The following is a 26871-nucleotide window of genomic DNA, read 5'->3' as shown; positions in this document are numbered from 1 at the left end:
CTAGTTTATCGAAATATGTTAGTGGCTGCTGCTAATTAGTGATATTCAGTAGCATTTTTATTGAAGTGAGTGATTCTTTATTTTCAACTTATCGTCTGTGTTATTATTTAACGCAACACAAGTTGTGTGTCCGCAACGCCGTTGCAGGCGCACAGATCATGAATTCAGAGGCTGTTTGGCAGGTTATGCGTATATTAGGTATTGAAACATCATGCGATGAAACCGGTGTGGCGATTTATGACGATCGTCAGGGTTTGTTAGCGGATCAACTCTACAGTCAGGTTAAACTGCATGCGGATTACGGCGGTGTAGTGCCGGAACTGGCCTCTCGCGATCACGTGCGTAAAACCGTTCCTCTGATTCAGGCCGCGCTCAAGCAGGCGAATTTAACCGCCGCCGATATTGACGGCATCGCTTATACCGCCGGACCGGGTCTGGTTGGGGCGCTGTTGGTTGGTGCAACCATCGGGCGCTCTTTGGCGCTGGCGTGGAATGTTCCTGCGGTAGCGGTTCATCATATGGAAGGGCATCTGTTAGCGCCAATGCTGGAAGATAATCCGCCGGCGTTTCCCTTTGTTGCTCTGCTGGTTTCGGGTGGACATACCCAGTTAATCAGCGTTACGGGCATTGGTCAGTATGCGTTGTTGGGTGAATCGATAGACGATGCTGCCGGAGAAGCCTTTGATAAAACGGCTAAATTGCTGGGGTTGGATTATCCGGGAGGGCCGATGTTGTCTAAAATGGCGCAACAGGGTGTTGCTGGGCGTTTTATTTTCCCTCGTCCAATGACCGATCGCCCTGGTCTTGATTTTAGTTTCTCCGGCCTTAAAACCTTTGCTGCGAATACTATTCGCCAATCCGGTGATGACGAGCAAACCAAAGCCGATATCGCCAGAGCGTTTGAAGATGCTGTGGTGGATACGCTGGCCATTAAATGCCGCCGGGCACTGGATGCCACCGGATTTAGCCGACTGGTGATGGCAGGCGGTGTCAGCGCCAACCGCACGCTGCGTAGCAAAATGTCAGACATCATGGAACAGCGCAAAGGCGAAGTATTTTATGCACGTCCAGAGTTCTGTACCGATAATGGTGCAATGATCGCTTATGCAGGAATGGTTCGGCTGAAAGCCGGTGAAGCCACTGGACTAGAAGTCTCGGTTCGCCCACGGTGGCCGCTGGATCAGTTGCCACCGGTGAGTTTGTAACTTGCTAGCCAGTACCGGGGCATTCGCTTTAATGAATGTCTCGGCTCGGTACTTATGTTGACGTTAATTTAGACACTGAACGATTGGTGGACGAAACTCACACCGAGTTAAATTGAATGGTCTTCAGGTGGTTTTTCTTCGGTCTTTTTCTTTTTAAACCGCGCCCATATTTTCCCTTCTTGACCGCGCCATAACCGCTGAATATTGTCATGATGACGAATCAAAACCAGACAAGATAGCATCGCTACCGGAAAGGTGAACTGCGGTTTAAACCACCAAGTATAAAACGGCGCAATAAGCGCACTGATAATCGCGCCTAAGGAGGAATAGCCGCTAAGCAATACGGTCAGCAGCCAAGTGCCCGTCATTAATCCGGTTAGATCCCAGCCAATAGGCGCAATAGCACCAAATGCTGTTGCCACACCTTTCCCCCCACGAAAGTGAAAGAAAATTGGGTAGATATGCCCCAGACAGGCTGCGATGGCGATTAAACCGAGATAAATAGGGGAAAGATTCAGCTTGTAAGCGACCCAAACAGGAAGCATGCCTTTTAGCACATCGAAAATTAACACGGCTACGGCCGCAGCTTTCCCACCTACACGCAGAACATTGGTAGCACCGGGATTACCGGAACCATGCTCTCGTGGGTCGGGCAGTTTGGCGAGACGACAAACCAACACTGCACTGGATATTGAACCACATAGATAGGCGATAACGATCATGCCAAGCGCGATAGCACTCATAAGCTCGATTCCATCTAATAATTGTCGTTTTACTCTCTACTAACGTGGATAATACGCATATTCTACCTGAAGTGGTACGTCTTAATTGAAAAACTGAGAGTGGTGTTATGGATATCGTATTTATAGAACAGCTCAGCGTTATTACAACCATCGGGGTTTATGACTGGGAACAGACGATTCGACAGAAGCTTATTTTCGATATCGAAATGGGTTGGGATAATCGTAAAGCTGCCTCCAGTGACAACGTTTGTGACTGTCTGAGCTATGCGGATGTCAGTGAAGCCGTGATTGGAAAGGTCGAAAACGAGCGTTTTGCCTTAGTTGAACGGGTAGCGGAAGAAGTTGCTGATTTATTAATGCAGCGTTTTTCCATCCCATGGATTAGGATAAAGGTGAGCAAACCGGGAGCGGTGGCAGCAGCGAAGCAAGTTGGTGTGATCATTGAACGCGGTTCACGTTTAGCCTGAAAGAACTAGGTGGGGTAGGACGAAACTAAGTGGGTTGATTTTTGTCTGAGCTGTGCGGGTTCTTAAAATTATGGCCTGATAATCAGGTACAAGTATTTTCTTTATATTGCAAGGGATCTATTGATGGATGGTTTTCACTCGTTGGTCGTGGCATTTATTCTCGGTGTTGTTGAGGGGCTGACCGAGTTTCTGCCGGTTTCTTCAACGGGCCATATGATTATTGTTGGTGAGCTGTTGGGTTTTTCTGGCGATACGGCATCTACATTTGAAGTGGTCATTCAGTTGGGGTCCATTCTTGCGGTAGTCGTGGTATTTTGGCGTCGCCTGTTTGGTCTGATTGGCATCCATTTTGGCGAGGTTCCCCATGAAGGGAGAGGCAAGGGGCGACTGAGTCTGGTACATATTATTTTGGGTATGTTACCGGCGGTTATTATTGGTTTTGCGCTGCATGATATTATTAAAGAACATTTGTTTGGCGCTAAAACCGTCATGTATGCCCTGATTGCCGGTGGTTTGTTGCTTATTGCTGCTGAAATGCTTAAGCCTAAAGTCCCGCGCGTGGAAGGGCTAGACGATATGACTTATCGTCAGGCTTTCATTATCGGTTGTTTTCAGTGTCTGGCTTTATGGCCAGGATTTTCCCGTTCAGGTGCGACTATCTCCGGTGGAATGCTGATTGGTGTAAGTCGTTATGCGGCATCAGAGTTCTCCTTCATTCTGGCCGTGCCGATGATGCTGGGTGCTACAGTATTAGTGATGTACAAAAGCATTGGCCTGCTGGTTTTGGATGATTTACCGATGTTTGCTGTCGGTTTTTTCACGGCGTTTGTTGTGGCATTACTGGCGATTAAAACTTTCCTGAGCGTCATTAAGCGCATCTCATTTATTCCATTCGCTATCTATCGTTTCTTTGTGGCTGGCGTTATTTATCTGGTGTTCTTCTGATTTAAGTTTCAGGAGCACGATAAATAAAAAAGGCACTGATTGTTATTAATCAGTGCCTCAGATTGCTGACAAGCCAGATAAATTGGCCTCAATGTATATTCCGGTCGTAAAATCTAAGGTGCTTATATTGGTTTTGTGCACGACCGGAAAACCGCCTGTACTTGGCTTACGTCAAGTCGACCCCCACGGGAGCCCATCCCGACAATTGACTATATTAAAATGCAAAACCGAACAAATCAGATTGGCAGAATAATTAACTTTGCGGCTGATTCTCTTTCCATTCGGTGAGTGTTTCTAAGCGGCGTTTATTGAGCTGATCTTTAATATCGGCACCGGTGAAGCCTTGGTCGATAATATCTTTAACCGATACGCCATTAACCACTTCAAAAGCCTGTCTGAGATAACTTGCCTGTGGATAGGCTTTTTGTTGCCAGCCTGCACGACCACGGAAATCTGCTTCGCTGACCAACAGCATCTGTTCCAGTCGATGTGGCTTACGCCAGACGTCAATGGCATTCAGCATGTTTAAAATAGTATCCGGTCGCAGTTGGTATATGGCGTGGATCCGATCGTGGAACTCGGAGACCAGACTGGCCAGCTCGCGAGTAGCATTAGGAATTTTATAGCGCTGGCAAATTTCCTCTACCAGCGTTATACCGGCTAAACCATGACCGTGATGATGAGGCCAAAGCGCTTCTGGCGTAACGCCTTTGCCTACATCATGCAGTAAGGCAGAGAAACGTACATCAATCTCATCACTCAGGCTTGCAGCCATCTCCAGCACCATTAAAACGTGTATGCCGGTATCGATTTCTGGATGCCATTTTTCTGGGGCTGGAACGCCAAACAGATTATTAATTTCAGGAAACAGCACCGCTAAGGCACCGCACTCTCTTAGTACTTCAAAAAACACCTGAGGACTGCGGGTGGACAGTGCTTTTTCCGTCTCTTTCCATACGCGTTCTGCCGTTAGGTGAGCTATTTCACCGCTGTTGACAATCTCTTTCATCAACTGCCAGGTTTCTGGTGCGATGGTAAAACCAAGATTGGCATAGCGAGCAGCAAAGCGAGCGATTCTCAACACTCGTAAAGGATCTTCGCTAAAAGCGATGGATACATGACGTAAAATGCGCTGTTCCAGATCCCGTTGACCATGATAAGGGTCGATAAGGGTACCGTCGTCATCTTGTGCAATGGCATTGATAGTGAGATCGCGACGCAGTAAATCCTGTTCTAGGGTGACATCCGGGGCGGCGTAGCAGGTAAAACCGGTGTAGCCGGAGCCTGATTTACGCTCGGTACGTGCCAGCGCGTGCTCATCGTGAGTTTGTGGATGGAGAAATACTGGAAAATCCTTTCCTACCTGCTGATAGCCTAACGCCAGCATATGCTCAGGCGTGGCACCAACCACCACCCAGTCATGCTCATGTACGGGTAATCCCAGTAGTTGATCGCGGACGGCTCCGCCAACAAGATAGGTTTTCACACGCTCTCCAGAAACTTCATTGATTTAAAAAGTATATAAATAAAACGCTGGCCAAACAGCGCCAGCGTTGATGAACAGCTTAACAAACGTATTCGCTACAGATTAGTTCATCCAGCGATCTTTTTTACGGCGCGGAAACAAGTAAGGTAATAACAGGCCTAGAATTAAGCCCACACCAGCAACACCACCACCATACATAAACCATTGTTGAATAATAGTACGTTGTTTATCATCCATCTGTAGGCTAATGTCATTGACCTTTTTGCGGGCAGCGGTTAGTTCATCTTTTAACTGCTGATTTTCCTGCTTTAACCCATTGATGATGCCATCACTATTGGCAACTTTTTCCTGCATATCGGCAGTGCGCTTATTCCAGCTATCATCAATATTGGTCAATTTATCTGTCAGATCTTTGACCTGTTGTTCAAGGACCGGAACCCTTTCACTCAGGCTTGGATCGGTGCTCAGTTGATCCATAGGGATCCAAGCGGTACGACCTTTGCTGTCCTGAATTTGACCATATTTGGTACCATCATTAACCGCGAGTAGTTCAACCTTCTCGCCAGCATTAATGGTGCCCGTAAGGCGATAGTTATCTGATGGGCCGCCGCGCAGATAGGTATTCAGATTATCAGAAATGTATCTGGTATCAGCCGCAACGGTAAAAGAAGCAACACTCAGCGATGCGAGTAAAGCGATAGAAATTGTTCTTAATTTTAGCATTGTCAGTATGTTTTATCTGGTTAGAAAAGTGACTTATGTGACGATAGTAGAGCCTTCGGAGAGAGTGTGCAATGTAAAACCTATGTTGTAACCCAACAAAGAGAACGAATCAGGTGGTTTTTTACCCTTCCGATGGCGTAAATTACTGCATTGCTCGCATAATTATTATCATTTGTTATTGTTTTGTTTTTTTAATTGCGGAAACCATTATGACCGTTGAGATTGAGCTTAAATTTATTGCCACTTCCGAAGCCGTTGCGAATTTACCTGAAGTTATCTCCCGACTGAGTGTCGAAGGTGGTGGGGTCCAGCAGTTATCAAATACCTATTACGATACGGCAGACGGTGTATTGCGTGGTCATCGTATTGGGCTGCGCGTCAGAGGTTGTAATGACGCTTGGGAGATGACGTTAAAATCTGCAGGCAATACTGTTGGTGGTGTGGCTCACCGGGCCGAACATAATATTCCATTACCTTCCGACAAGTTGGACATCTCTTTATTACCGGCCGACGTTTGGCCTACTGACGTTGATGTATCAGCCATACTAACAAAGCTACAACCGCTCTTTACTACGGATTTCAAACGCCAGAGCTGGCTGGTTAAGTTTCAGCAAAGCCTGATAGAGATTGCTATCGACCAAGGCCATATTACAGCGGGCGACGCCAGTGAAGCGATTAGCGAACTGGAGATGGAGCTGAAGCAAGGTAATGCGGCGGATATGTTGACCTTGGCTCAGCAATTAACCAGCGTAAAAGGGTTGCGTTTAGGTAGCCAAAGTAAAGCGGCACGGGGATACCGTTTGTTAAACGGTGATACCTCCATAGCGGTTACGCCGATGAACGTGTTGACCGTGCACGAACGGGCTACGGTTGAGCAAGGGTTAGAAGGCGCATTGGAGTGGGTATTTGCTTACTGGCAGCATAATGAAGCCTGCTGGTTTGCAGGCGAACCACTGGCCCAGTCGGCGGTTATCCATAGTCTAACGGCAATACGCCAAATTTTGGCGTTGTTTGGTGGAATTATCCCTCGCAAAGCCACGGCCCCACTACGTGAACGTTTAACCGAACTGGAGCAGCAGCTCGAAGTGACTCAACAGGCGGAATCCATTTGTTATCAGCCGGAATATTTGCAACTGAAGTTGGCGCTGATGGCTTGGGTGATGAATAAAGGGTGGCGTATTTTTGTCGATGATAAAGGAAAGCAAAAGCTGGCCGGTTCATTTAAGCGTTTTGCCGATATTATGTTGTCCCGCTGTAAGTCGGAGTTGAAAGAGGCGTTCAATAAGTCATTAAGTAATGAGGGATATAACGACCAGCAGCCGCGTTTGGAACGTCAGATTATCAATTTCTATCTGCTTTCTGGGGCTTATGATGACGAACTGTCACTGCCTTATATTGACGTCTGGCAGAAACTGTTCCAGGCCCAAGGCGATCGTGACACACTGCGCCGCAATGCGATGGAATACCCACTGTTCTGGCTAAACAGTTCTCAACATGTATAACCCGCAGCCTAATTACCTTCTGTAAGGACACCCTATGTTGTCTCATTTTCCACTACTTGAAGCACTCCGGATTAAACGTCAGTCTGAGTTGGCTGAATGTTTGGCTCAAACGGTTCAGTTTAGCCTAGAGGATGGCGTAGCGTTAGCCCTCAGCGATTTTGTCAGTGAGGGCTTACTTCAGCATCCTGAGTGGTGGAATGAGCTTCATCAACATCCGCCTTGTGCTACAGATGCTGAATACTATCAGCAATGGCTTCAGGTGGTTCTGGCTGACGTCACTGATGAGACTCATTTGTTGCAGGTTCTGCGTCTGTTTCGGCGTAAAATGATGATTCGCATCTCTTGGGCGCAGAGTTTAAAACGGTGTGATACTGAACAAACCTTGAGTCAGTTAAGCATATTAGCGGAAACGCTGATTATCGCCGCCCGCGACTGGTTGTACGACCTTTGTTGTCGGGAGTGGGGAACGCCAACCAACCGTAGTGGAAATCCGCAGCCGTTGTTTATTTTAGGTATGGGCAAGTTGGGGGGGGAGAACTTAATTTTTCATCGGATATTGACCTGATTTTTGCCTATCCAGAAAATGGAGAAACTCAGGGTGGCCGCCGCCAGTTAGATAACGCCCAGTTTTTTACTCGATTGGGGCAGCGGCTGATTAAAGCGTTGGATCAGATTACTCAGGAAGGTTTTGTTTATCGGGTAGATATGCGCTTACGCCCCTTTGGTGATAGCGGACCATTGGTGTTCAGTTTTAGCGCTCTGGAAGATTATTATCAGGAGCAGGGGCGAGATTGGGAACGCTACGCCATGGTAAAAGCGCGAATTATGGGCGACCGACAGGATAGCTACAGTGAAGAGCTAAAGCAGATGCTGCGACCCTTTGTCTTCCGTCGCTATATTGATTTCAGCGTGATCCAGTCATTGCGTAATATGAAGGGGATGATCGCCCGAGAAGTTCGCCGTCGGGGTCTGGCAGATAATATCAAGCTGGGAGCTGGTGGCATTCGTGAAATTGAGTTTATTACTCAGGTATTTCAACTGATTCGCGGCGGGCGTGAGCCTAGCTTACAGGATAATTCTCTGCTGCCTACGCTCAAGGTCATCGCTGATTTGGATTTATTAACCCAAGAGCAGGCAGACATCCTGAGTACGAGTTATCTCTACCTGCGTCGACTGGAAAACTTGTTGCAGGCGATAGCCGATCAGCAAACGCAAACACTGCCCGTGGATCCTTTGGATCAAGCTCGTCTGGCGGCCGGTATGGGGAGCGCTAGTTGGGAAGCCATGCTGTCACAATTGGGGCAACATATGGCTTCCGTCAGAGAGATTTTTGCCAATCTTATTGGTGATGATACGCCAGATGCAGAAGAAGATTCCGACAGCTTATGTTACAGCCCGCTATGGCTGGACGATCTGGATGCCTGTGAACTCTCTCAATTGATGCCTCAATTAGGTGAAGAGCCACGACAGCGTGTGAGAGAACATTTGGCAGAATTTCGCCATGATATTGATAAACGGTCGATTGGTCAGCGAGGTCGCGATGTACTCGATAAACTGATGCCAAGGTTGTTGTCTGAAGTATGTCAGCGCGAGGACGCTGATAGCGTATTACCGCGTCTTACCCATTTAATCCTGAGCATTGTCACTCGTACTACCTATTTGGAACTGCTGGTGGAGTATCCCTCCGCCATGACTCACCTTATCCGGCTTTGTGCTGCGTCACCGATGGTGGCCAGTAAGCTGGCTCACTATCCTATTCTGCTAGATGAGCTGTTGGATATTAACTCGCTGTATCAAACGGTTCCGCTGAGTGCCTATCGTGATGAACTGCGTCAGTTTTTACTGCGAGTGCCTGAAGAGGATGAAGAGCAGCGTCTGGAAGCATTACGTCAATTTAAGCAGACTCATTTGTTACGTATTGCCGCTGCTGATATTGCCGGGGCACTGCCGGTGATGAAAGTAAGTGACCACTTAACTTATCTGGCTGAAGCGATTATTGAGGCGGTGGTTCAGCAGGCATGGTTCCAGATGACAGCGCGCTACGGTCAGCCATCCCATTTATACGATCGTGAAGGTCGCGGTTTTGCCGTAGTGGCCTATGGCAAACTGGGGGGTATTGAGTTGGGCTACACTTCCGATTTGGATCTGGTGTTTCTGGTGGATTGCCCGGAAAACGTCGCCACTGACGGCGAACGCAGTATTGATGGCCGCCAGTTTTATTTACGCCTAGGGCAGCGGATTATGCATCTTTTTAGTGCGCGCATGGCTTCCGGTATTTTGTATGAGGTAGACGCTCGCCTACGGCCATCCGGAGAATCAGGCCTGCTAGTCAGTACTATCAGTGCGTTTGAAGACTATCAGCGTAATGAAGCATGGACATGGGAGCATCAGGCGTTAGTACGTACTCGCATTGTTTACAGCGATCCCCATTTGCATAAAGAGTTTGACCACGCTCGTCATGAAATACTTTGCCTTGAACGCAATGAACAACAGCTAAAACAAGAAGTGCGCGAGATGCGGGAAAAAATGCGTGGTCACCTCGGTAATAAAAATGCTGATTTATTTGATTTGAAAACCGATGAGGGGGGGATTACGGATATTGAGTTTATCGCTCAGTATTTGGTGCTGCGTTATGCACATCAACAACCTCGGCTCACGCATTGGTCTGATAACGTCAGGATTTTTGAACTGATGGGTAACTATCAGATTATGGACGAGCAGGAAGCGATGGCCTTAACTAAAGCGTATGTCACGATGCGTGATGAGATCCATCGTCTGGCATTACAGGACAAATCAGGGCAAGTACCAACTGGAAGGTTTGAGCAGGAAAGGGTGCAGGTTAACCAGAGCTGGCGTAAGTGGTTAGCCGAGTAAATATATCGCTCTCAGTACCGATTTCGCTGAGAGCGATAACTTATTGATATAAAGATGCTTCACCCGATGGACGGGTCTTGAACCGGCGATGTAGCCACATATATTGCTCTGGGGCCAGCAGGATTTGCTGCTCAATCACCTGATTCATAAAGATGGCGGCTGCAATTTCATCATCCGTTGGGAAGCCTTCTAATGGAGGCTGGACAATCAAGGTATATCCCTGATTATCATCATTCCGTTTAGGGATAAACGGAACCAACAGCGGATTGGCCATACGGGCTAAAATTGAGGTGCCAATCGTGGTGGCCGCTTTTTCCACCGCAAAGAAAGGGGCAAAAACGCTGTTGCGCGGGCCATAATCGTGGTCCGGCGCGTACCAAACCAGCTCGCCTTTTTTGAGTGAGCGAATCATGCCTTTTACATCGCGACGGTCGAGCATAAATTTATTGGAACGTAGTCTTCCCCAGGTTTGTAGCCAGTCCATGAGTTTGTTGTCATGAGGGCGATATACCCCCACGCCGGGGCGATGTATACCAATAATTCGCGCACCGAGCTCAAGGGTTAGGAAGTGTATACCAATCACCAATACTCCACGTTTCTCCGAGATACCCACATCCAGATGGTCAATTCCCTGAATCTTACACCACTTTTCGATACGCCAATTGGGCCAGAACCAGGCCATGCCTGTTTCAAATACCGCTAATCCGGTCGCTTCAAAGTTTTTAATCATCCAGGCTTCATGCTGCGCCTCAGTCATATTCGGAAAGCAAAGCTCAATATTGCGGCGTGAGATCATTTTTCTGCGTGTCATAAAACGCATAGCAAAGCGACCTAAACCGCGCCCTAGGCTACTAATCCAAGGGTAGGGCAGCAAAACAATCAGGTATAAAAAAGCGATACCGAACCAGAGCAGCCAGTAGCGTGGATGTAACAATTGACGGGTAAATTCCGGGAGTATTTGATTTTTTGGCATAACAAATCGAATTAGAAAATTATTGTCCAATAGTTTAACGGCGTTTATATCAGTTTAACGGTATTTTTATCTCATTCCTATTTTACGATGTGATTATGATAAACTGCCTAACAATATATGCTGTCCTCGTTTATGGAGTATGGGATGAAAGTCATGTTGCCTGATTTTAGCCGTGCCAGCGTAATGGTTGTCGGTGATGTTATGCTCGATCGCTATTGGCATGGGCCAACCAGCAGAATATCACCTGAGGCTCCGGTGCCGGTGGTTAAGGTCAATACGGTAGAAGATCGTCCCGGAGGCGCGGCAAACGTCGCAATGAATATCGCCTCTCTGTGCGGTGTTTCTCATTTAGTTGGTTTGACTGGAATAGATGAACCTGCACGTGTATTAAACAGCAAACTGAGTGAAGTCAACGTTAAGTGTGATTTTGTGGCGGTTGCTTCTCATCCAACAATTACCAAGCTGCGTGTGCTTTCCCGCAATCAACAGCTATTGCGCCTTGATTTTGAAGAAGGTTTTGAGAACGTCGATTCTCAACCGATTTTGGATCGAGTACAGCAAGCTTTGCCTCGTCTAGGGGCGCTGGTGCTGTCTGATTATGCTAAAGGCGCGCTGGCTTCGGTTCAGTCACTGATTGAGCTGGGACGTGTAGCGGGTGTTCCGGTTCTGATCGATCCAAAAGGTACTGATTTTGAGCGTTATCGTGGTGCTACGCTGTTAACGCCTAATCTGACAGAGTTTGAAGCCGTCGTAGGCCAGTGCAAAAGCGAAGATGAATTGGTTAGCCGCGGTATGGCACTTATTGAACGATTTGAGTTCAGTGCATTGCTGATCACTCGCTCAGAAAACGGTATGACACTGTTACAGCCGGGCAAAGATCCTTTCCATATGCCGACTCTGGCGCAGGAAGTCTATGATGTTACCGGTGCCGGTGATACGGTAATTGGTGTGCTGGCGGTGAGTCTGGCTGCTGGCCTGACGCTGGAAGAAGCTTGCTTTATGGCCAATGCCGCAGCCGGTGTGGTAGTTGGTAAACTGGGAACATCAACGGTATCACCTATTGAGCTGGAAAATGCCATCCGTGGCAGAGCAGATACCGGTTTTGGCGTGATGAATGAAGAACAGTTGAAACAAGCAGTTGCCCATGCTCGCCAACGCGGTGAAAAAGTGGTGATGACCAATGGCTGCTTTGACATTTTGCACGCCGGTCACGTTTCTTATCTGGCGAACGCTCGGAAATTGGGGGATCGCTTGATTGTGGCGGTTAACAGTGATGCTTCCACCCGTCGTTTAAAAGGGGAAACTCGCCCAGTGAACCCTCTGGCGCAACGTATGATTGTGCTGGGAGCATTAGAGGCAGTGGATTGGGTGGTTTCTTTTGAAGAAGATACGCCTCAGCGGCTGATTGCCGAGATTCTGCCTGACCTGTTGGTTAAAGGTGGTGACTATAAGCCGGAAGACATTGCCGGCAGTAAAGAAGTTTGGGCGGCAGGTGGTGATGTGCGCGTTCTGAATTTTGAAGATGGCTGTTCAACCAGCAATATCATTAAAACTATCATGGAACGCGGATAATTAACCTCAATGAGTGGATTAAAGCAGGAACTGGGGTTAGTTCAGGGCGTTGGATTACTCTCAACATCGTTGCTGGGAACGGGCGTATTTGCGGTGCCTGCATTGGCCGCGCAGATAGCTGATTCTGGCAGCCTGTGGGCCTGGCCTGTTCTAATTATTCTGGTTTTCCCTATTGCTATCGCGTTTGCCGCGTTGGGGCGTTATTTCCCTAACGCTGGTGGTGCGGCACATTTTGTCAGTCTGGCATTTGGCCCTCATATGGCGAGGGTAACCGGTTGGCTGTTTTTATCCGTGATTCCAGTGGGGTTACCCGCAGCATTACAAATAGCGTCAGGTTTTTGGCAGGCAGCATTTGGGCTGGAGCATTCAGGTTTGTTGTTGGTTCAGTTGGGAACCTTGCTCGCTATTCTATTGTTGGGAATGCGTAGCGCCGGTTCCAGTGCCAATGTGCAGGTGATCATCGCGGGTCTGATTGTGGCGATGGTGGTGGCTATCTGGTGGAAAGGAGAAATTACGCCGGGTTCCATCCAATGGCCAGCGCTGAGTTCATTATCAGCCAGCCCGATGTTTAGTGCATTGGCGGTGATGTTCTGGTGCTTTGTTGGCTTGGAGGCTTTTGCCCATCTGGCCGCAGAGTTTCGCAACCCAGAACGTGACTTTCCCCGCGCTTTGCTGATTGGAATGCTGGTTGCTGGTGGCGTTTATTGGAGTTGTACCGCTGCGGTATTGGCATTTCATTCTTACGGTGGGGAGATGGCAGCATCAGTTTCTTTGCCCTCAATCGTGGTTCAACTATTTGGTCAACATGCGCTATGGGTGGCTTGTATTATTGGCTATCTGGCGTGCTTTGCCAGTTTGAATATTTATACTCAAAGCTTTGCGCGTCTGGTGTGGTCGCAAACTTATGAGCAGAAACCCAAAGCTTGGGTCGCACAACTTTCCCGCTCTCGCTCACCGCTGAATGCATTGTCGTTAGTTTTGTTGTGCTGCCTGGCTTCATCATTGGCGGCGGACTATTTCTCTCTGGCGCTGGATGAACTGATCGTTTATGCCAATGGCATCTTTGTGTTCATCTATTTGCTTTGCATGCTGTCAGGTTGCCGCCTGTTGAAGGGAAGCGCCAGAGTGATGTCGTTTATCGGTACTGCGCTGTGTGTTTTATTACTGATGATGATTGGCTGGAAAACGCTGTATGCCGTAGTGATGTTTGCCCTATTGTGGTTAATACTGCCACGGAGAAAACACGCTTCAGAAGTGCCTGCAGAATAGCGTTATACGCATTAGTGAAGACGAGAGATTTCACTAATGCGCTCAGAAATCACGACTATTCTTGATTGCCTCTGGCTTCCAACTCGGCCAGCCGCTTTTCCAGTGCATTCAGCTTTTCGCGGGTTCTTAGCAGAACCTGAGTCTGAATATCAAACTCTTCACGGCTGACGACATCCAGTTTTGCCAACTGATTTTGCAGCCCCTGACGGATCTTTTTCTCGACTTCATCGCCCAGTTCGCGGATACCTTTTGGCATTGACTCGTGAATTTGTTTGGCTATCTGTTCAATTTTTTTCGGGTCGATCATTGGTCTACCTTTGAGGGTTGATGGCATCTTATTTAATCCCATTGATTAAGAGATAGCCTTTAGTTTACCGCTTGTTTTGCAGAGTATAAACATTTGATAGTGGTGTGTCTTGGGTCTGTCAAATTCAGAGGCTAAGATTGCCCTGTCCATATTGCCGCTGATATTAATAAGCGTTATAGTGAACACGCTTATTCTCAGGGCGGGGTGGAAATCCCCACCGGCGGTAAATCATTAAGCCTGATGGCGAGATGAAAGCCCGCGAGCGCTTGAATCTGATGAAAGTTAGCTTCAAGGTCAGCAGATCCGGTGTAATTCCGGGGCCGACGGTTATAGTCCGGATGGGAGAGAGTAATGACAATGGTCGGGCATTCGCTCGCCTTACGTTATTTTAGGCTTTTCGCCTGCTTCCTAAGCTGCCCTGATTCTGGTAATCCATATTAATTAAGAGGTTATTTTACCATGAATCAGACATTACTTTCCGAATACGGTACCCCAATTGCTCGCGTTGAACTTGCGCTGGATGCATTGCGCGACGGTCGTGGCGTTATGGTACTTGACGATGAAAACCGTGAAAACGAAGGCGACATGATTTTTGCCGCTGAAACCATGACCGTTGAGCAAATGGCACTGACCATTCGTCATGGCAGTGGTATCGTTTGTCTGTGTATCAACGAACAAACCCGTGAACAGCTGGATCTACCGATGATGGTTCCGGCTAACTCTAGCCGCTATCAGACGGCGTTTACCGTCACTATCGAAGCGGCTGAAGGGGTGACAACCGGCGTTTCTGCATCTGACCGTATTACCACGATTCGTGCCGCTATTGCTGATGGCGCAACGGCCAACAGCCTGCACAGCCCGGGCCACGTTTTTCCATTATGTGCCCGTACCGGTGGTGTATTAACTCGTCGTGGTCATACTGAAGCGACAATCGATTTAGTTACTCTGGCTGGATTTAAACCAGCAGGTGTACTCTGTGAACTTACCAACGACGATGGCAGCATGGCAAATGCACCACAGGTTATTGAGTTTGGTAAACAACATAATATGCCGGTGGTCACTATTGAAGATCTGGTGATGTATATTGAGCAGCAGGCCAGAAAAGCCAGCTGATTGTTATATTGATAATAAAAGCCGCATTAGCGGCTTTTATTATGACTGATGACAAAGTCTGCTAGTTCAGTTTAGCTCTTAAGATAGCTAATCGACGGGAGGGACGGGTGTTGGGGTCGACTTGGCGCTTGCGCTGGCCCGCAGGGTGAAACACCTTACGGTGTTTCACCCTGCCCCTAACCCGGCCAGGCCCTCCGTACTCAACAGCTAAGTACAGACGATCTTCCGGCCCAGCACGAAGGTGATTTGGGCAATATCGTTTTTACGGCCGGAATATTTACAGGTGCTAATTTATTAGGTTGGTCAGCAGTCTGAGCCGCTAATGCGGCTTCTATTATGACTGATGGAATTGATCATCGGGCTTGGCCCGACGCACTCAGAGGCTAAATACAGATGCTCCCCGGCCGGGTACTAAGGTGATATAAGCACATTGCTTTTACGGCCGGAATATCCTCAGATGCTAATAAAAAACCCAAAAAAGAATAAATTACCCAACAGTCCACAACTGCAACATCATTAAGCTCAATCCCATCACTGACATACCACAAAGAATACCGTAACTTGGATTATTATTGGGATCTATCTCTTTGGCTAACGGCATCAGTTCATCAACCGATAGCGCTACCATAATCCCAGCAACTGCCGACATAATCGAAGCCATAATTATCGGCGAAACGTTCGGACCAAGTAACAAGAAGGCAAACAGGCCACCAATAATTTCAGCAACGCCAGAAAGACCCGCCCAGATCAATGCCGTGCGCTTTGAGCCCGTAGCAGCATACACCGGACCCGCCACCGCTAAACCTTCAGGAATATTATGAATCGCGACCGCTAGCGCAATTCCTAAACCCAGTTCCCAATTAGTACTGGCGGTCACGAAGGTGGCGATACCTTCAGGAAAGTTGTGTAGGCTGATGCCTAAGGTTAGCAAAATGGCAGTACGTTTCAGATTACGAGAGGGTATTTTACCGGGTGTCAGATCGTGAGCATGTTGATGGGGCAGCATGCGGTCCAGTAGGAAGTAGCCAAGTAGTCCAATAATAAACATGCTGTACCCCAATACCGGTGACATTCCTGGCGTATTGAGTGACGCGGGCAGCATTTCCATCAGGGAGATTAACAGCATAATACCAGCGGCAAAACCTAGTGCGAACGCCAGTACGCGATTTGATGGTTTTTGACCAATTATCCCCAGAAAAGCACCTATAAAGGTAGAGCCTCCGGCAAGTACAGTAAGAATTAATGGAACTGACATAGAATTCCTTATATGAGAATGATTATCATCAGCGATGATAGCAAACCTGATGGAAATATCGAATATACAATAGCAATTTATTTAATAGGGCGAATAAATTGGTGGTTATTCAATTTTTTTGACGGTATCTGTCAGGCTTATCCTCTTTTAAACAACAGGATAAAGCTTAAGATATCACCTATTGTTACAACACAAATCCATCATAACGAACAATTAATTTTAATCCCGAATTGAGGTTCTGATTCGGTTAATCTCCCTTAAGTAAATAGCATCAGCTATCAGGATAATCAACCTGAACTAAAAACAGAGGAAGAATAATGAACAGCAACGTAATGCCTGCCCTGTTTTTGGGGCACGGTAGCCCGATGAACGTACTGGAAGAAAATAGTTATACTCAAGCATGGCGCAATTTGGGTAATAGCTTACCGCGTCCTAAAGTGATTCTTGCGGTTTCGGCCCATTGGTATACCCGTGGAACGGCAGTTACGGCAATGGATCATCCCAAAACTATCCATGACTTTGGTGGTTTCCCGCAGGCGCTATTTGATACTCAATATCCAGCAGAAGGTTCACCTGAACTGGCGGCACGAGTTCAACAATTACTGGCACCGGTTCCTGTTATTGCCGATATGACCGAATGGGGATTGGATCATGGCTCGTGGGGTGTATTAATCAAAATGTACCCTGATGCTGACATTCCGGTGGTTCAGTTAAGTATTGATGCCACACAGCCGGCTGCTTATCACTACCAACTGGGGAAAAAATTATCTGCTTTACGCCGTGAAGGCGTCATGATTGTTGCCAGCGGTAACGTGGTACACAATCTGCGAATGGCAAGATGGCAGGGTAACCAGCAGCCTTTTGATTGGGCTGAACGCTTCGACAGTTTTGTACGCGATAACTTGAGCTGGCAGGGGGATAACCATCCATTAGTTAACTTTATCGATAACCCGGATGCATATCTGGCCTGCCCGACACCAGAACACTATTTACCGTTGCTGTATGTGCTGGGAGCACGGGAATATAACGAACCTGTGAGCATACCGGTGGATGGTATCGTAATGGGATCGTTGAGTATGTTGTCGGTTAAAGTGGGATAGCTAATTAGAACCGGGGTTAGTTTCGTCCACTAAAGGAAATGAGTTCAAATTGAGTTTCGTGCGGCGGCCGAGCTGAGGGTATTAAAGGCGAATACCCTCTGCACACCCGTGCCTTCGCACACGAATTCAGGTCGCGCTATGAATACATCATTTCATGATGTATTCACCCTTGCGGGCCAGCGCAAGCGCTGTACAACGCGGTAGACCGCGTTGTAGCGACTTCCTTCTTCCTTCGTTCGGCCTTAACGCACCGGCGCAGTCAGCTGAATTCCAGTGCTCTTTAAGGTCAAGAGCAAAGGGCCTAATCTAATATAATATGCGGATAATACCGCGAAAGATCCTGCGTTATTAAACTATGATCTTCCCGTAGGCCAATACCGCAAGGCTCATCATCTACCAGCCAGCTACCAATTAGGGTGTAGCTGTCATTAAAGCGCGGTAACGGGTGGAATTGCTGGATGATCATTCCCTCTTCGCCGTAAGGCCCATCGACTTTACAGACTTCCTGACCGTTTTCGATAATCTGAATGTTGGCACCTTCCCGCGAGAATAGCGGTTTGGAAACATAGTGGTTTAGATTATGCGCTTCTCCAGCGAAATAGGCCGGCAGCAGGTTTGGATGATTTGGGTACATTTCCCACAGTAGAGGCAGCAGGGCTTTATTGGAAATAATGCTTTTCCATGCAGGCTCTAACCAACGAACGCCAGCATCGGTCAGCTTGGTGGAGAACATTTCCCGGAACATAAACTCCCAAGGATAGAGTTTGAACAGATTGCTGATAACCCGATCGTCGGTATCAGTAAATTGGCCTTTTTCCCCTAAGCCAATTTCTTCAATAAACATAAACTGATTGGCTAAACCTGCCTCGTTAGCACAGTCCTGTAAATACTGTACGGTGCCACGATCTTCTTCGGTATCTTGGCAGCAGGCAAAATGTAGCAGATTAAAACCGTGTAGCGATTTCAGCGCGGAGAAACGTTCAATCAGCTTATCCTGTAAGCTGTTGTATTGATCGGCATCGTGACGCAGATTACCTGCATTAACCTGGTCTTCCAACCACATCCATTGGAAAAAGCCCGTTTCATACAGAGAGGTCGGCGTATCGGCATTGTTCTCCAGCAACTTGGCTGGACTTTTACCATCGTAGGCCAAGTCGAGGCGAGAATAGAGTGACGGTTGCTGAGTTTTCCATGAAGTACGAACAAAATCCCAGCAGTGTTTAGGAATATGGAATTTGGTCAACAGTTCTTCACTGTTAACCACTTTTTCTACCACCTGCAAGCACATCTGGTGCAACTCTGCGGTGGTGTTTTCTAGCTCTTCAATTTGAGCCAGTGAGAACTGGTAGTAGGCATCTTCACACCAGTAGGGTTCGCCATACATAGTGTGAAAATGAAACCCGTATTCAGCAGCGACTTCACGCCAGTTTGGGCGTTCGGTAATAGATTGACGAATCATTAAAAATTAACCTTAGCCACCAAATGAACGACTTTTTGTTGATGAACTGTTCGAAGATGCACTGCTACGTGACATGCTATTTTGTTTAGCGACCGAATCGCCAAAGCCACCGCGGGTAACGGTTGTTGTGGTAGCTGGCTTAGGTGCCAGTGCACTCTTATCCACTTTCATGGTTCTGCCAGTGGTTGCATTGCCATAGCTACGGCCCGTTGAGTCAACAAATTTGCCGTTAGCCGGGCTGCCGGCTGCCTTAGAGGTAAACAGTGGGGATTGACCATAGCCGCCGCCCATCATACGGCCCATCATATAGCCGGCCATCAAAGGCATCCACATGCTGCTTTGTTGTGGTTGGGCTGCCATACCCGCCTGAACAGGTGCTTCAGTACATTGGGATTCGCCAAATTCAGCTATGCAATCTTCTTTCGTTGCGTATTTTGGTGCAGTTTTCGCGGCTTCTTCTAGAGCCTGATTATAAGCAATGGTGCACTGCTCGCCCATTGATGGGTTACTTTGTTTACATTCATCCGCATTCTGGAACAGGGATACACTTTCATCAGCCTGTTCACAGCCCGACAGCATCAATACGGCACTTATTGCCAGCGCAACAGGAGCTAAACGATAAGTACGGAAGGATTTACGAAAAGAGTCACGGTTGATATGTTTAGTGCGTTTCATGAGTTATCAGTCCCAGAGTAAAATACAAAAATCATATTGCTGCCAGCGCTGCTAATTTGAAAAAAAACGGCTTATCTATGTTCATTACGGTAGGAAGGATAAAAAGAACATAAATATATTGGCTATTTGGTAGAAAACGTAGCACTTGACAGGAAACATCCCTTTATAGGTATACCCTGTAGGATAGGCGAAATAAGCGATAAACTAAAGCAAAGATCGACACGCTAGCCACAATTTTGGTGTTTGGCGAGAGAAGTGTGTATTGAATCACTATTTTCGCTAAAGGAAGATAAAAAATTCCCCCGGACTCGCTGAGTCCGGGGGAACAGAGATGTTCGACGAGGGGTAATAAAGGTTTATTCTTTAACGTTAATGACCGGAATCGTCGAGTTTGGTTTACCCAGCGTTTTATTGAGTAAATCCAAATCGTTTTCGTTCAATGTGCCTAACGCATATTTGATGTTTAACTGATTAATCAGATAATCATAGCGTGCGTTAGAAAGCTGTTGTTTAGCGTTATATAAGGTAGTCGTAGCGTTTAACACGTCCACGATGGTACGAGTACCTACATCATAACCCGCCTGAGTGGCTTCTAATGAACTCTGGGCAGAAACAACAGTTTGTTTATAAGCATTTACTGAGCTGATAGACGCAGAAACGTTATTGTAAGAAGAACGTACGATCTGCACTACGGAGCGGTGCGCACTTTCTAGCGCTTCGCTGGCACCAATATAATTATATTGCGCCTGCTTAACACGGGAACTTGTTTGACCACCACTGAATAGTGGGAAACTCAAAGTAAAGCCAGCGGTAGTGTTACCATTGATACTATCTTCTGGGCCAATGGTGCTGGTACCACGATAGTCATTGTTTGATAACCCACTGGATGCGGTAAATGCTACGGTTGGCATATGACCCGTTTCTTGCAGTTTAACCTGTTCGCGTGATAAATCCTGAGCCAGTCGAGCAGTTAACAGGTTCAGGTTGCGACTTTCTGCTTCCTGTAGAAGCGTGTTAACGTTATTCGGACGATTCGTGCTGAAACGAGCGGTATCCAGCGAGCTCAGTTCCGGATAGAACATTCCGGTAATCTGGCGAAGAACTTCCAGAGAGTTTTCCAGATTGTTGCGGGCGGTCACTTCGTCGGCTAGCGTCTGGTCATATTGTGCCTGAGCGTTTTGCACATCAGTAACCGCAACCAAGCCTACGTTAAAACGTTGACGAGCCTGATCTAACTGACGATAAAGTGCATCTTTCTGCGCTTCAGTAGTAGAAAGAATATCCAGACTGCGTAATACATTAAAATAAGCGGTAGCGGTATCGAGAATCAGCGTTTGCTGTTGAGCCTGATAGGAAACGTCCTGAACACCGGCTTGCTTTTCAGTGATATTAAGCTGACGCCATAAAGACATATCAAAAATAGTTTGGCTTAATTGCAAAGTACCGTTGGTAACATCACTTTTACTGCCGCTGTTGTCACGATAACCACGGTTAATATTATAACCTGCATTTAATCCTAATTGAGGCAGCAGGGCACCGCGGGATTCACTAATTTTTTCGTAGGCTGCATCACGATCAGATTCTGACTTACGTAAGTCAGGGTTATTGCTTTTAGCCTGTTGGTAAACTTGTATTAAATTTTCGGCATAGCTTGAAGTGCTAAGGCCAACTAGGCTAAGACCAATAATCAAAGGAAGCAGTTTTTTCATGGGCGGTCCTTGTTGTACAGCAGTAATGTTGTTTTGACTGATAGCTACGGTCAGATATTAAATATAGTCGCAAATTCTACCAGAGTATTCCTTATAATAGAGGTAGCTTTATGTGCCATCTCGGCATTTTTTACAGAAAATTTACCTATTTTGGGCATTTATCTGTTGGAGCTATCTGGCGTAGCCAACTTGATAGACGCTATAAGACCATTTATCGACTAAAAGAGAAAGAAATAATGAAGTTATCTCAATCTGTGCCCGTGACGTTAGGTAAGGATGATGTGGAAATTATTTCACGAAAGCCACTTTTTCGCGGTTTTTTTTCATTGACGGAGTACCGTTTTCGCCACCGTATGTTTGATGGCAGCATGAGCGGTGAAGTGGTCAGAGAGATTTTTGAACGCGGCCATGCCGGGGTATTGCTGGCTTATGATGCGGTTCGCGATGCGGTAGTATTGATCGAGCAAATCCGTATTGCTGCGCTGGAAACCAGCGATAGCCCCTGGCTGTTAGAGTTAGTTGCCGGCATGATTGAACCTGATGAAAATATTGAAGAAGTGGTGCGTCGCGAAGCGCAAGAAGAGGCGGGTATTGTTATCGGTCGCTGTAAGCCGGTTCTCAGTTATTTAGCCAGCCCGGGTGGAGCCAGCGAGCGATCGTCAATTATGGTGGGCGAAGTTGATTCTTCGAAAGCCAGCGGCATTCATGGTTTAGCGGAAGAACATGAAGACATTCGTGTTCATGTCGTCAGCCGCGAACAGGCTTACCATTGGGTGACCGAGGGTATTATTGATAATGCGGCGGCAATTATTGCATTGCAGTGGTTACAACTAAATTATCAAGCTTTACGTACCGAATGGCAGAATTAACAATCGGGCAATCAGTGATTTTATGCCGCAGAGATTTTATTCTGCGGTTTCCTGTTAAATTATTCGGATACTGCTAATATAAAAGGAATAATTATGAGAGGGGGTGTTCTGTGGCCAATAAGATTGTTGATAATATTATTAACAGCATTGAGCTAATTACCGATCCGTGGATTGATTCTGAAATTCACGATTTTTTCCATCTGGATGAGAAGGTCGTTGAATTTAGCTATGAGGTAATTGATAACAAATACTACATTGAGGTGATGTTAAGACAACCTGACATTCATACTATTAAGATGCATTTCATGTCGTTTGTTTCTCTGATGCAACACACTAATTTTACGTTTTATTCCAGAAAAGCAAATGACCAAATTATCAGTTACAGGCTGATTTCTGGCGGCAGCGATATGAAAGGTTTTTATTGTGAGGTTAATTACGAACATATTTAACCATAATATTATGGTGGCTATAAGGACGTAACACCGCGGTATTTTTCGTCAATGTCATTATTATATTATGCCTGATAACTCCCAGGCATATTTGGCAGAACGCGATAAACGTTAACTCTTCCCCTTTACTTTTCCTGACTAATTGATTCTTTATTTCTGGGTGGTTCTCGAATAATAATAGGCCGCCTGATATGAGACGGAAGTATAGAATAATTGTACTGATAAAAATGATGTTAAAATCGAGTGTTAGGATTGGTTTCGTATAAAAAACAGCAATGGGCAGGGTGAAATGAAAAAGAAATATGTACCAGATTTTCCTGCCATGATGCGCTTAACGGAAGTCAATTATGCTCAATTGCGACGCCTGATTCCCCGTGATGATAGGCCAGGAAGTCAGGTGGAACTGCAAGTTGCCGGAGCGGTGTATCGCATTGAAACGCTTGAATCTACCCGTTACACCTCTTATGTCTCTATTAAGCAAGTTTTTCCTAAAGTGAGTTATTGGAGCATGCCCTGCTTAAATGTGCGGCTTTACCATGACGCGTTAGTTGCAGAAGTGTGTTCTAGTCAACAGATCTTTAGATTTAAAGCAAGTTATGATTATCCTAATAAAAAATTACACCAGCGTGACGAAAAACACCAAATTAACCAATTTTTGGCGGACTGGTTGCGCTTTTGTCTGGTGAAAGGAACAATGTCTGTTCCAATTTGTTAAACACTTAGAAAGCAGGAGCTTACTAACTTAAGCCTTTTGAAGGAAATCTCTTGGAAAGCCTTTTTCAACTCCCTTTAGCGCGTGGGTCTAAAGTGAGAGTTTTGCAGATTACTGATACTCACTTATTTGCTGGTGCTGATGAAACACTTTTGGGGGTGAATACCCTGAAAAGTTATCAGGCGGTATTACGTGCCATCGCCGAAAGGGGGCACGATTACGATTTAATCGTCGCAACGGGTGATTTGGCTCAGGATCGCTCCTTTGCCGCATATGAACGTTTTACCACAGGTATTGCGACTTTACCTGCGCCATGCGTGTGGTTGCCGGGGAATCATGATTTTCAGCCGGCGATGGTTGACGCTATGGCTGCGGCACAGATACTTCCTTCAAAGCAGGTGCTGCTTGGCGAAGACTGGTACATCATTTTACTGGATAGTCAGGTGTTAGGTGTACCCCACGGTGAGCTGAGTGAATATCAGTTGCACTGGCTTGATCGCTCACTCACACAATACAGCGACCGTCATGCTTTGATTTTGCTCCATCACCATCCTCACTCTTCGGGTTGTACTTGGCTGGATCAACATAGCCTACGTAATTCCCATATATTGGCGGAAGTACTCGACAGACATCCTCAGGCTAAAACTTTGTTGTGTGGACATATCCATCAGGATCTCGATCTTGACTGGCATGGACGGCGGGTTCTGGCATCTCCTTCTACTTGTGTGCAATTTAAACCCCACTGTACTAACTTTACTATTGATGACTTAGCGCCGGGCTGGCGTTATCTCGATCTCTATTCTGATGGTTCCATTGAAACTACGGTATGCCGCCTTGAGGGCGATGTATTCCGTCCTGACATGAACTCGGATGGTTATTGATGACGACTCTGCTTTATATACATGGGTTTAATAGTTCACCTCAGTCTGCTAAAGCCGTTAATTTTAAGCATTGGTTGGCGGAGCACCATCCGCATATTGAGGTGTTGATTCCACAAATACCGGCTTCTCCTGCGGAAGCGGCAGAGCTACTGGAGCAAATCGTACTGGACCGTGTGGGAGAGCCTCTGGGGATTGTTGGTTCCTCGTTGGGTGGTTATTATGCTACTTGGTTATCTCAGTGTTTTATGTTGCCTGCGGTAGTCGTTAATCCAGCAGTAAAACCGTTTGAGTGGCTGCAGGAATATATTGGCGAGTATCAGAATCCCTACACCGGACAGCAATATGTGGTAGAGTCACGTCATGTTTACGACCTCAAAGTAATGCAGATAGAACCGCTGGAGTCTCCGGACCTTTTGTGGCTACTGCAACAGACTGGAGATGAAGTGCTTGATTATCGTCAGGCGGTCACTTACTACACCTCTTGTCGACAAACGGTGGAGTCCGGTGGGAACCACAGTTTTGTCAGCTTTGATCACTATTTTTCCCCGATTGTTGATTTTTTAGGGCTTGCTGCGGCTAAATGCTAAATAAGTAGCTTCGGCCTGCCATACTATGGAAGGTTAGCCGGTTTACACCGATAATAAACAATGATCGTTTTTATGCCCTGAAACTTATCCAGAAACCAAACAATGAGCCAATCCAGTTATAACGCTGATTCCATTGAGGTGCTCAGCGGCCTTGAACCAGTACGACGCCGTCCCGGCATGTACACCGATACCTCTCGTCCGAATCATCTCGGGCAGGAAGTTATTGATAACAGCGTTGATGAGGCGTTAGCCGGTCACGCGAGTAAAATTGAAGTTATTTTGTATGAAGACCAGTCGCTGGAAGTGATCGACGACGGCCGCGGTATGCCTGTCGACATTCATCCTGAAGAAGGCGTAACGGCGATTGAGCTTATCATGTGTCGCTTACATGCAGGCGGTAAGTTCTCTAACAAAAACTACCAGTTTTCCGGTGGTCTACACGGAGTAGGGATTTCGGTAGTTAACGCCCTGTCTACCCGTGTGGAAGTGACGGTGCGTCGTGACGCGCAGGTATACAGCATTGCATTTGAAAACGGTGATAAAGTGCAGGATCTGGCGGTTATCGGTACCTGTGGTCGCCGTAATACCGGCACCAGCGTTCACTTTTGGCCGGATCCTAGCTTTTTTGACAGCCCACGATTTTCTGTCTCTCGCCTAGTGCACGTGCTAAAGGCGAAAGCCGTTCTCTGCCCTGGCGTTGAGATTATCTTTACCGATAAAGTGAATGGTACCGAGCAGCGCTGGTGCTATCAGGATGGTTTGACCGATTACCTGATGGAAGCAGTAAATGGCTTGATAACACTGCCAGAAAAACCTTTTGTCGGTGCTTTTGCTGGTGATACTGAAGCGGTGGACTGGGCGCTGTTATGGCTGCCGGAAGGGGGGGAAGTACTGAGCGAAAGCTACGTAAACCTGATCCCAACCATGCAGGGGGGGACTCACGTTAACGGCCTGCGTCAGGGGTTGCTGGATGCGATGCGTGAATTTTGCGAATTCCGCAATCTGCTGCCTCGTGGCGTAAAGCTGAGTGCGGAAGATATTTGGGATCGCTGCGCTTACGTTCTTTCCCTGAAAATGCAGGATCCGCAGTTTGCCGGTCAAACCAAAGAGCGTTTATCGTCTCGTCAAAGTTCAGCGTTTGTTTCCGGCATTATTAAAGATGCCTTCAGCCTGTGGCTGAACCAAAACGTGCAGGCGGCGGAGCAGTTAGCCGAACTGGCCATTTTCAGCGCCCAGCAGCGTATGCGGGCGGCAAAAAAAGTGGTGCGGAAAAAACTGGTTAGTGGGCCTGCTTTGCCGGGCAAACTGGCAGATTGTTCATCACAAGATTTAAGCGTTACCGAACTGTTTCTGGTGGAAGGGGATTCTGCGGGCGGTTCAGCCAAGCAGGCGCGTAGCCGCGAATTTCAGGCGATTATGCCGCTGAAGGGTAAGATTCTGAATACTTGGGAAGTCTCTTCCGATGAGGTTCTGGCTTCTCAGGAAATTCATGACATCTCGGTGGCGATTGGTATTGATCCAGACAGTGACGACCTCAGCCAACTACGCTACGGCAAAGTATGTATCCTAGCGGATGCGGACTCCGATGGTCTGCATATTGCTACCCTGATTTGCGCGCTGTTTGTTCGCCATTTCCGTAAGATGGTAGAAGAGGGACACGTCTACGTGGCGATGCCGCCGCTGTACCGTATCGATCTGGGAAAAGAAGTTTACTACGCGCTGGATGAACAGGAAAAAGAGGGCGTGCTGGAGCAGCTAAAACGCAAGAAAGGCAAACCAAACGTACAGCGTTTTAAAGGGTTGGGTGAGATGAACCCGCTACAACTGCGTGAAACCACGATGGATCCAAATACCCGTCGTTTGGTTCAGCTAACCCTTGAAGACAGCGAAACCACTATGGCCCTGATGGATATGCTGTTAGCGAAGAAACGTTCAGAAGATCGCCGTAACTGGTTACAGGAAAAAGGCGATCGTGTGGAACTTGATGTTTAATATC

General features: G+C 47.1%; 23 protein-coding genes, 1 pseudogene and 1 riboswitch. Of the genes and pseudogenes, 15 read left to right on the top strand and 9 right to left on the bottom strand.

Annotated features, from left to right (window positions below; all coding sequences use genetic code 11):
- The first annotated feature begins 185 nt into the window (after window positions 1-185).
- On the top strand, window positions 186-1205 hold the full coding sequence (gene tsaD / locus HYN51_RS12820; protein ID WP_108902062.1) for a tRNA (adenosine(37)-N6)-threonylcarbamoyltransferase complex transferase subunit TsaD: 1020 nt from the start codon (window positions 186-188) through the stop codon (window positions 1203-1205).
- A gap of 107 nt (window positions 1206-1312) precedes the next feature.
- Here the strand turns inward: tsaD and plsY are convergent, their stop codons facing one another.
- Complete coding sequence (plsY, locus tag HYN51_RS12815) at window positions 1313-1948, bottom strand: glycerol-3-phosphate 1-O-acyltransferase PlsY (RefSeq protein WP_108900386.1); 636 nt, start codon at window positions 1946-1948, stop codon at window positions 1313-1315.
- Between the two features lie 107 nt (window positions 1949-2055).
- On the opposite strand from plsY, the gene folB reads away from it, so the two are divergent.
- Complete coding sequence (gene folB / locus HYN51_RS12810) at window positions 2056-2415, top strand: bifunctional dihydroneopterin aldolase/7,8-dihydroneopterin epimerase (protein ID WP_108900385.1); 360 nt, start codon at window positions 2056-2058, stop codon at window positions 2413-2415.
- A 123-nt stretch (window positions 2416-2538) separates the two neighbouring features.
- Window positions 2539-3360, top strand: a complete 822-nt coding sequence (bacA, locus tag HYN51_RS12805; protein ID WP_108900384.1) for an undecaprenyl-diphosphate phosphatase — start codon at window positions 2539-2541, stop codon at window positions 3358-3360.
- 253 nt (window positions 3361-3613) lie between these two features.
- Here the strand turns inward: bacA and HYN51_RS12800 are convergent, their stop codons facing one another.
- Both HYN51_RS12800 and HYN51_RS12795 read right to left on the bottom strand, forming a co-directional pair.
- On the bottom strand, window positions 3614-4846 hold the full coding sequence (locus HYN51_RS12800) for a multifunctional CCA addition/repair protein (protein ID WP_108900383.1): 1233 nt from the start codon (window positions 4844-4846) through the stop codon (window positions 3614-3616).
- Window positions 4847-4948: 102 nt separating this feature from the next.
- Complete coding sequence (locus HYN51_RS12795; protein ID WP_108900382.1) at window positions 4949-5569, bottom strand: TIGR04211 family SH3 domain-containing protein; 621 nt, start codon at window positions 5567-5569, stop codon at window positions 4949-4951.
- A 209-nt stretch (window positions 5570-5778) separates the two neighbouring features.
- Between HYN51_RS12795 and HYN51_RS12790 the strand changes: the two genes are divergently transcribed.
- Together HYN51_RS12790 and glnE are read left to right on the top strand one after the other, a co-directional pair.
- Entirely contained in the window at window positions 5779-7071 is a 1293-nt protein-coding gene (locus HYN51_RS12790) for a CYTH domain-containing protein (RefSeq protein ID WP_108902061.1), read from the top strand.
- Between the two features lie 34 nt (window positions 7072-7105).
- Window positions 7106-9945, top strand: a pseudogene (glnE, locus tag HYN51_RS12785) (bifunctional [glutamate--ammonia ligase]-adenylyl-L-tyrosine phosphorylase/[glutamate--ammonia-ligase] adenylyltransferase).
- Window positions 9946-9985: 40 nt separating this feature from the next.
- Here the strand turns inward: glnE and HYN51_RS12780 are convergent.
- A complete protein-coding gene (locus tag HYN51_RS12780; protein ID WP_108900381.1) occupies window positions 9986-10918 on the bottom strand; it encodes a Kdo(2)-lipid IV(A) acyltransferase in 933 nt (310 codons plus the stop codon).
- A gap of 144 nt (window positions 10919-11062) precedes the next feature.
- On the opposite strand from HYN51_RS12780, the gene hldE reads away from it, so the two are divergent.
- Both hldE and yjeH read left to right on the top strand, forming a co-directional pair.
- Entirely contained in the window at window positions 11063-12490 is a 1428-nt protein-coding gene (gene hldE, locus HYN51_RS12775; protein ID WP_108900380.1) for a bifunctional D-glycero-beta-D-manno-heptose-7-phosphate kinase/D-glycero-beta-D-manno-heptose 1-phosphate adenylyltransferase HldE, read from the top strand.
- A 9-nt stretch (window positions 12491-12499) separates the two neighbouring features.
- Window positions 12500-13759, top strand: coding sequence for an L-methionine/branched-chain amino acid transporter (yjeH, locus tag HYN51_RS12770; RefSeq protein WP_108900379.1), 1260 nt, complete (start codon window positions 12500-12502; stop codon window positions 13757-13759).
- A gap of 55 nt (window positions 13760-13814) precedes the next feature.
- Here yjeH and ubiK read toward each other — a convergent pair whose 3' ends face one another.
- Window positions 13815-14066, bottom strand: a complete 252-nt coding sequence (gene ubiK, locus HYN51_RS12765) for a ubiquinone biosynthesis accessory factor UbiK (protein ID WP_108900378.1) — start codon at window positions 14064-14066, stop codon at window positions 13815-13817.
- Window positions 14067-14252: 186 nt separating this feature from the next.
- A riboswitch (FMN riboswitch) is annotated at window positions 14253-14420 on the top strand.
- A gap of 105 nt (window positions 14421-14525) precedes the next feature.
- Between ubiK and ribB the strand changes: the two genes are divergently transcribed.
- Window positions 14526-15179 carry a 3,4-dihydroxy-2-butanone-4-phosphate synthase gene (gene ribB, locus HYN51_RS12760; protein ID WP_108900377.1) on the top strand — a complete coding sequence of 218 codons (654 nt, stop codon included), beginning with the start codon at window positions 14526-14528 and terminating at the stop codon, window positions 15177-15179.
- Between the two features lie 487 nt (window positions 15180-15666).
- On the opposite strand, the gene zupT is transcribed toward ribB, so the two are convergent.
- Window positions 15667-16434 carry a zinc transporter ZupT gene (zupT, locus tag HYN51_RS12755; RefSeq protein WP_108900376.1) on the bottom strand — a complete coding sequence of 256 codons (768 nt, stop codon included), beginning with the start codon at window positions 16432-16434 and terminating at the stop codon, window positions 15667-15669.
- Between the two features lie 317 nt (window positions 16435-16751).
- On the opposite strand from zupT, the gene ygiD reads away from it, so the two are divergent.
- The gene (gene ygiD, locus HYN51_RS12745; RefSeq protein WP_108900374.1) at window positions 16752-17534 is read left to right on the top strand and encodes a 4,5-DOPA-extradiol-dioxygenase; all 783 of its coding nucleotides are present in this window, start codon (window positions 16752-16754) and stop codon (window positions 17532-17534) included.
- A 301-nt stretch (window positions 17535-17835) separates the two neighbouring features.
- Here the strand turns inward: ygiD and HYN51_RS12740 are convergent, their stop codons facing one another.
- The 3 genes from HYN51_RS12740 to tolC all read right to left on the bottom strand — a co-directional run bounded on the left by HYN51_RS12740 (window position 17836) and on the right by tolC (window position 21377).
- A complete protein-coding gene (locus HYN51_RS12740) occupies window positions 17836-18993 on the bottom strand; it encodes a glutathionylspermidine synthase family protein (RefSeq protein WP_108900373.1) in 1158 nt (385 codons plus the stop codon).
- A 12-nt stretch (window positions 18994-19005) separates the two neighbouring features.
- Window positions 19006-19668 (bottom strand): DUF1190 family protein, encoded by a 663-nt coding sequence (locus HYN51_RS12735; RefSeq protein ID WP_108900372.1) that lies wholly within the window; start codon window positions 19666-19668, stop codon window positions 19006-19008.
- Between the two features lie 356 nt (window positions 19669-20024).
- On the bottom strand, window positions 20025-21377 hold the full coding sequence (tolC, locus tag HYN51_RS12730; RefSeq protein WP_108900371.1) for an outer membrane channel protein TolC: 1353 nt from the start codon (window positions 21375-21377) through the stop codon (window positions 20025-20027).
- A gap of 236 nt (window positions 21378-21613) precedes the next feature.
- On the opposite strand from tolC, the gene nudF reads away from it, so the two are divergent.
- The 6 genes from nudF (at window position 21614) to parE (ending at window position 26867) form a co-directional block, all read left to right on the top strand.
- Complete coding sequence (nudF, locus tag HYN51_RS12725; RefSeq protein ID WP_108900370.1) at window positions 21614-22246, top strand: ADP-ribose diphosphatase; 633 nt, start codon at window positions 21614-21616, stop codon at window positions 22244-22246.
- 110 nt (window positions 22247-22356) lie between these two features.
- A complete protein-coding gene (locus tag HYN51_RS12720) occupies window positions 22357-22695 on the top strand; it encodes a hypothetical protein (protein ID WP_108900369.1) in 339 nt (112 codons plus the stop codon).
- A gap of 289 nt (window positions 22696-22984) precedes the next feature.
- On the top strand, window positions 22985-23410 hold the full coding sequence (locus HYN51_RS12715) for a DUF1249 family protein (protein WP_108900368.1): 426 nt from the start codon (window positions 22985-22987) through the stop codon (window positions 23408-23410).
- 50 nt (window positions 23411-23460) lie between these two features.
- Entirely contained in the window at window positions 23461-24288 is an 828-nt protein-coding gene (cpdA, locus tag HYN51_RS12710) for a 3',5'-cyclic-AMP phosphodiesterase (RefSeq protein ID WP_108900367.1), read from the top strand.
- Window positions 24288-24875 (top strand): esterase YqiA, encoded by a 588-nt coding sequence (gene yqiA, locus HYN51_RS12705; protein ID WP_192878403.1) that lies wholly within the window; start codon window positions 24288-24290, stop codon window positions 24873-24875. The genes cpdA and yqiA overlap by 1 nt, the downstream gene beginning before the upstream one ends.
- A 102-nt stretch (window positions 24876-24977) precedes the next feature.
- Entirely contained in the window at window positions 24978-26867 is a 1890-nt protein-coding gene (gene parE, locus HYN51_RS12700) for a DNA topoisomerase IV subunit B (protein WP_108900365.1), read from the top strand.
- Window positions 26868-26871: the final 4 nt, after the last annotated feature.

The sequence above is a fragment of the Limnobaculum parvum genome (genome assembly GCF_003096015.2).
GTDB classification, from domain to species: Bacteria; Pseudomonadota; Gammaproteobacteria; order Enterobacterales; family Enterobacteriaceae; genus Limnobaculum; species Limnobaculum parvum.
This window is presented reverse-complemented; position numbering and strand designations above follow the sequence as displayed.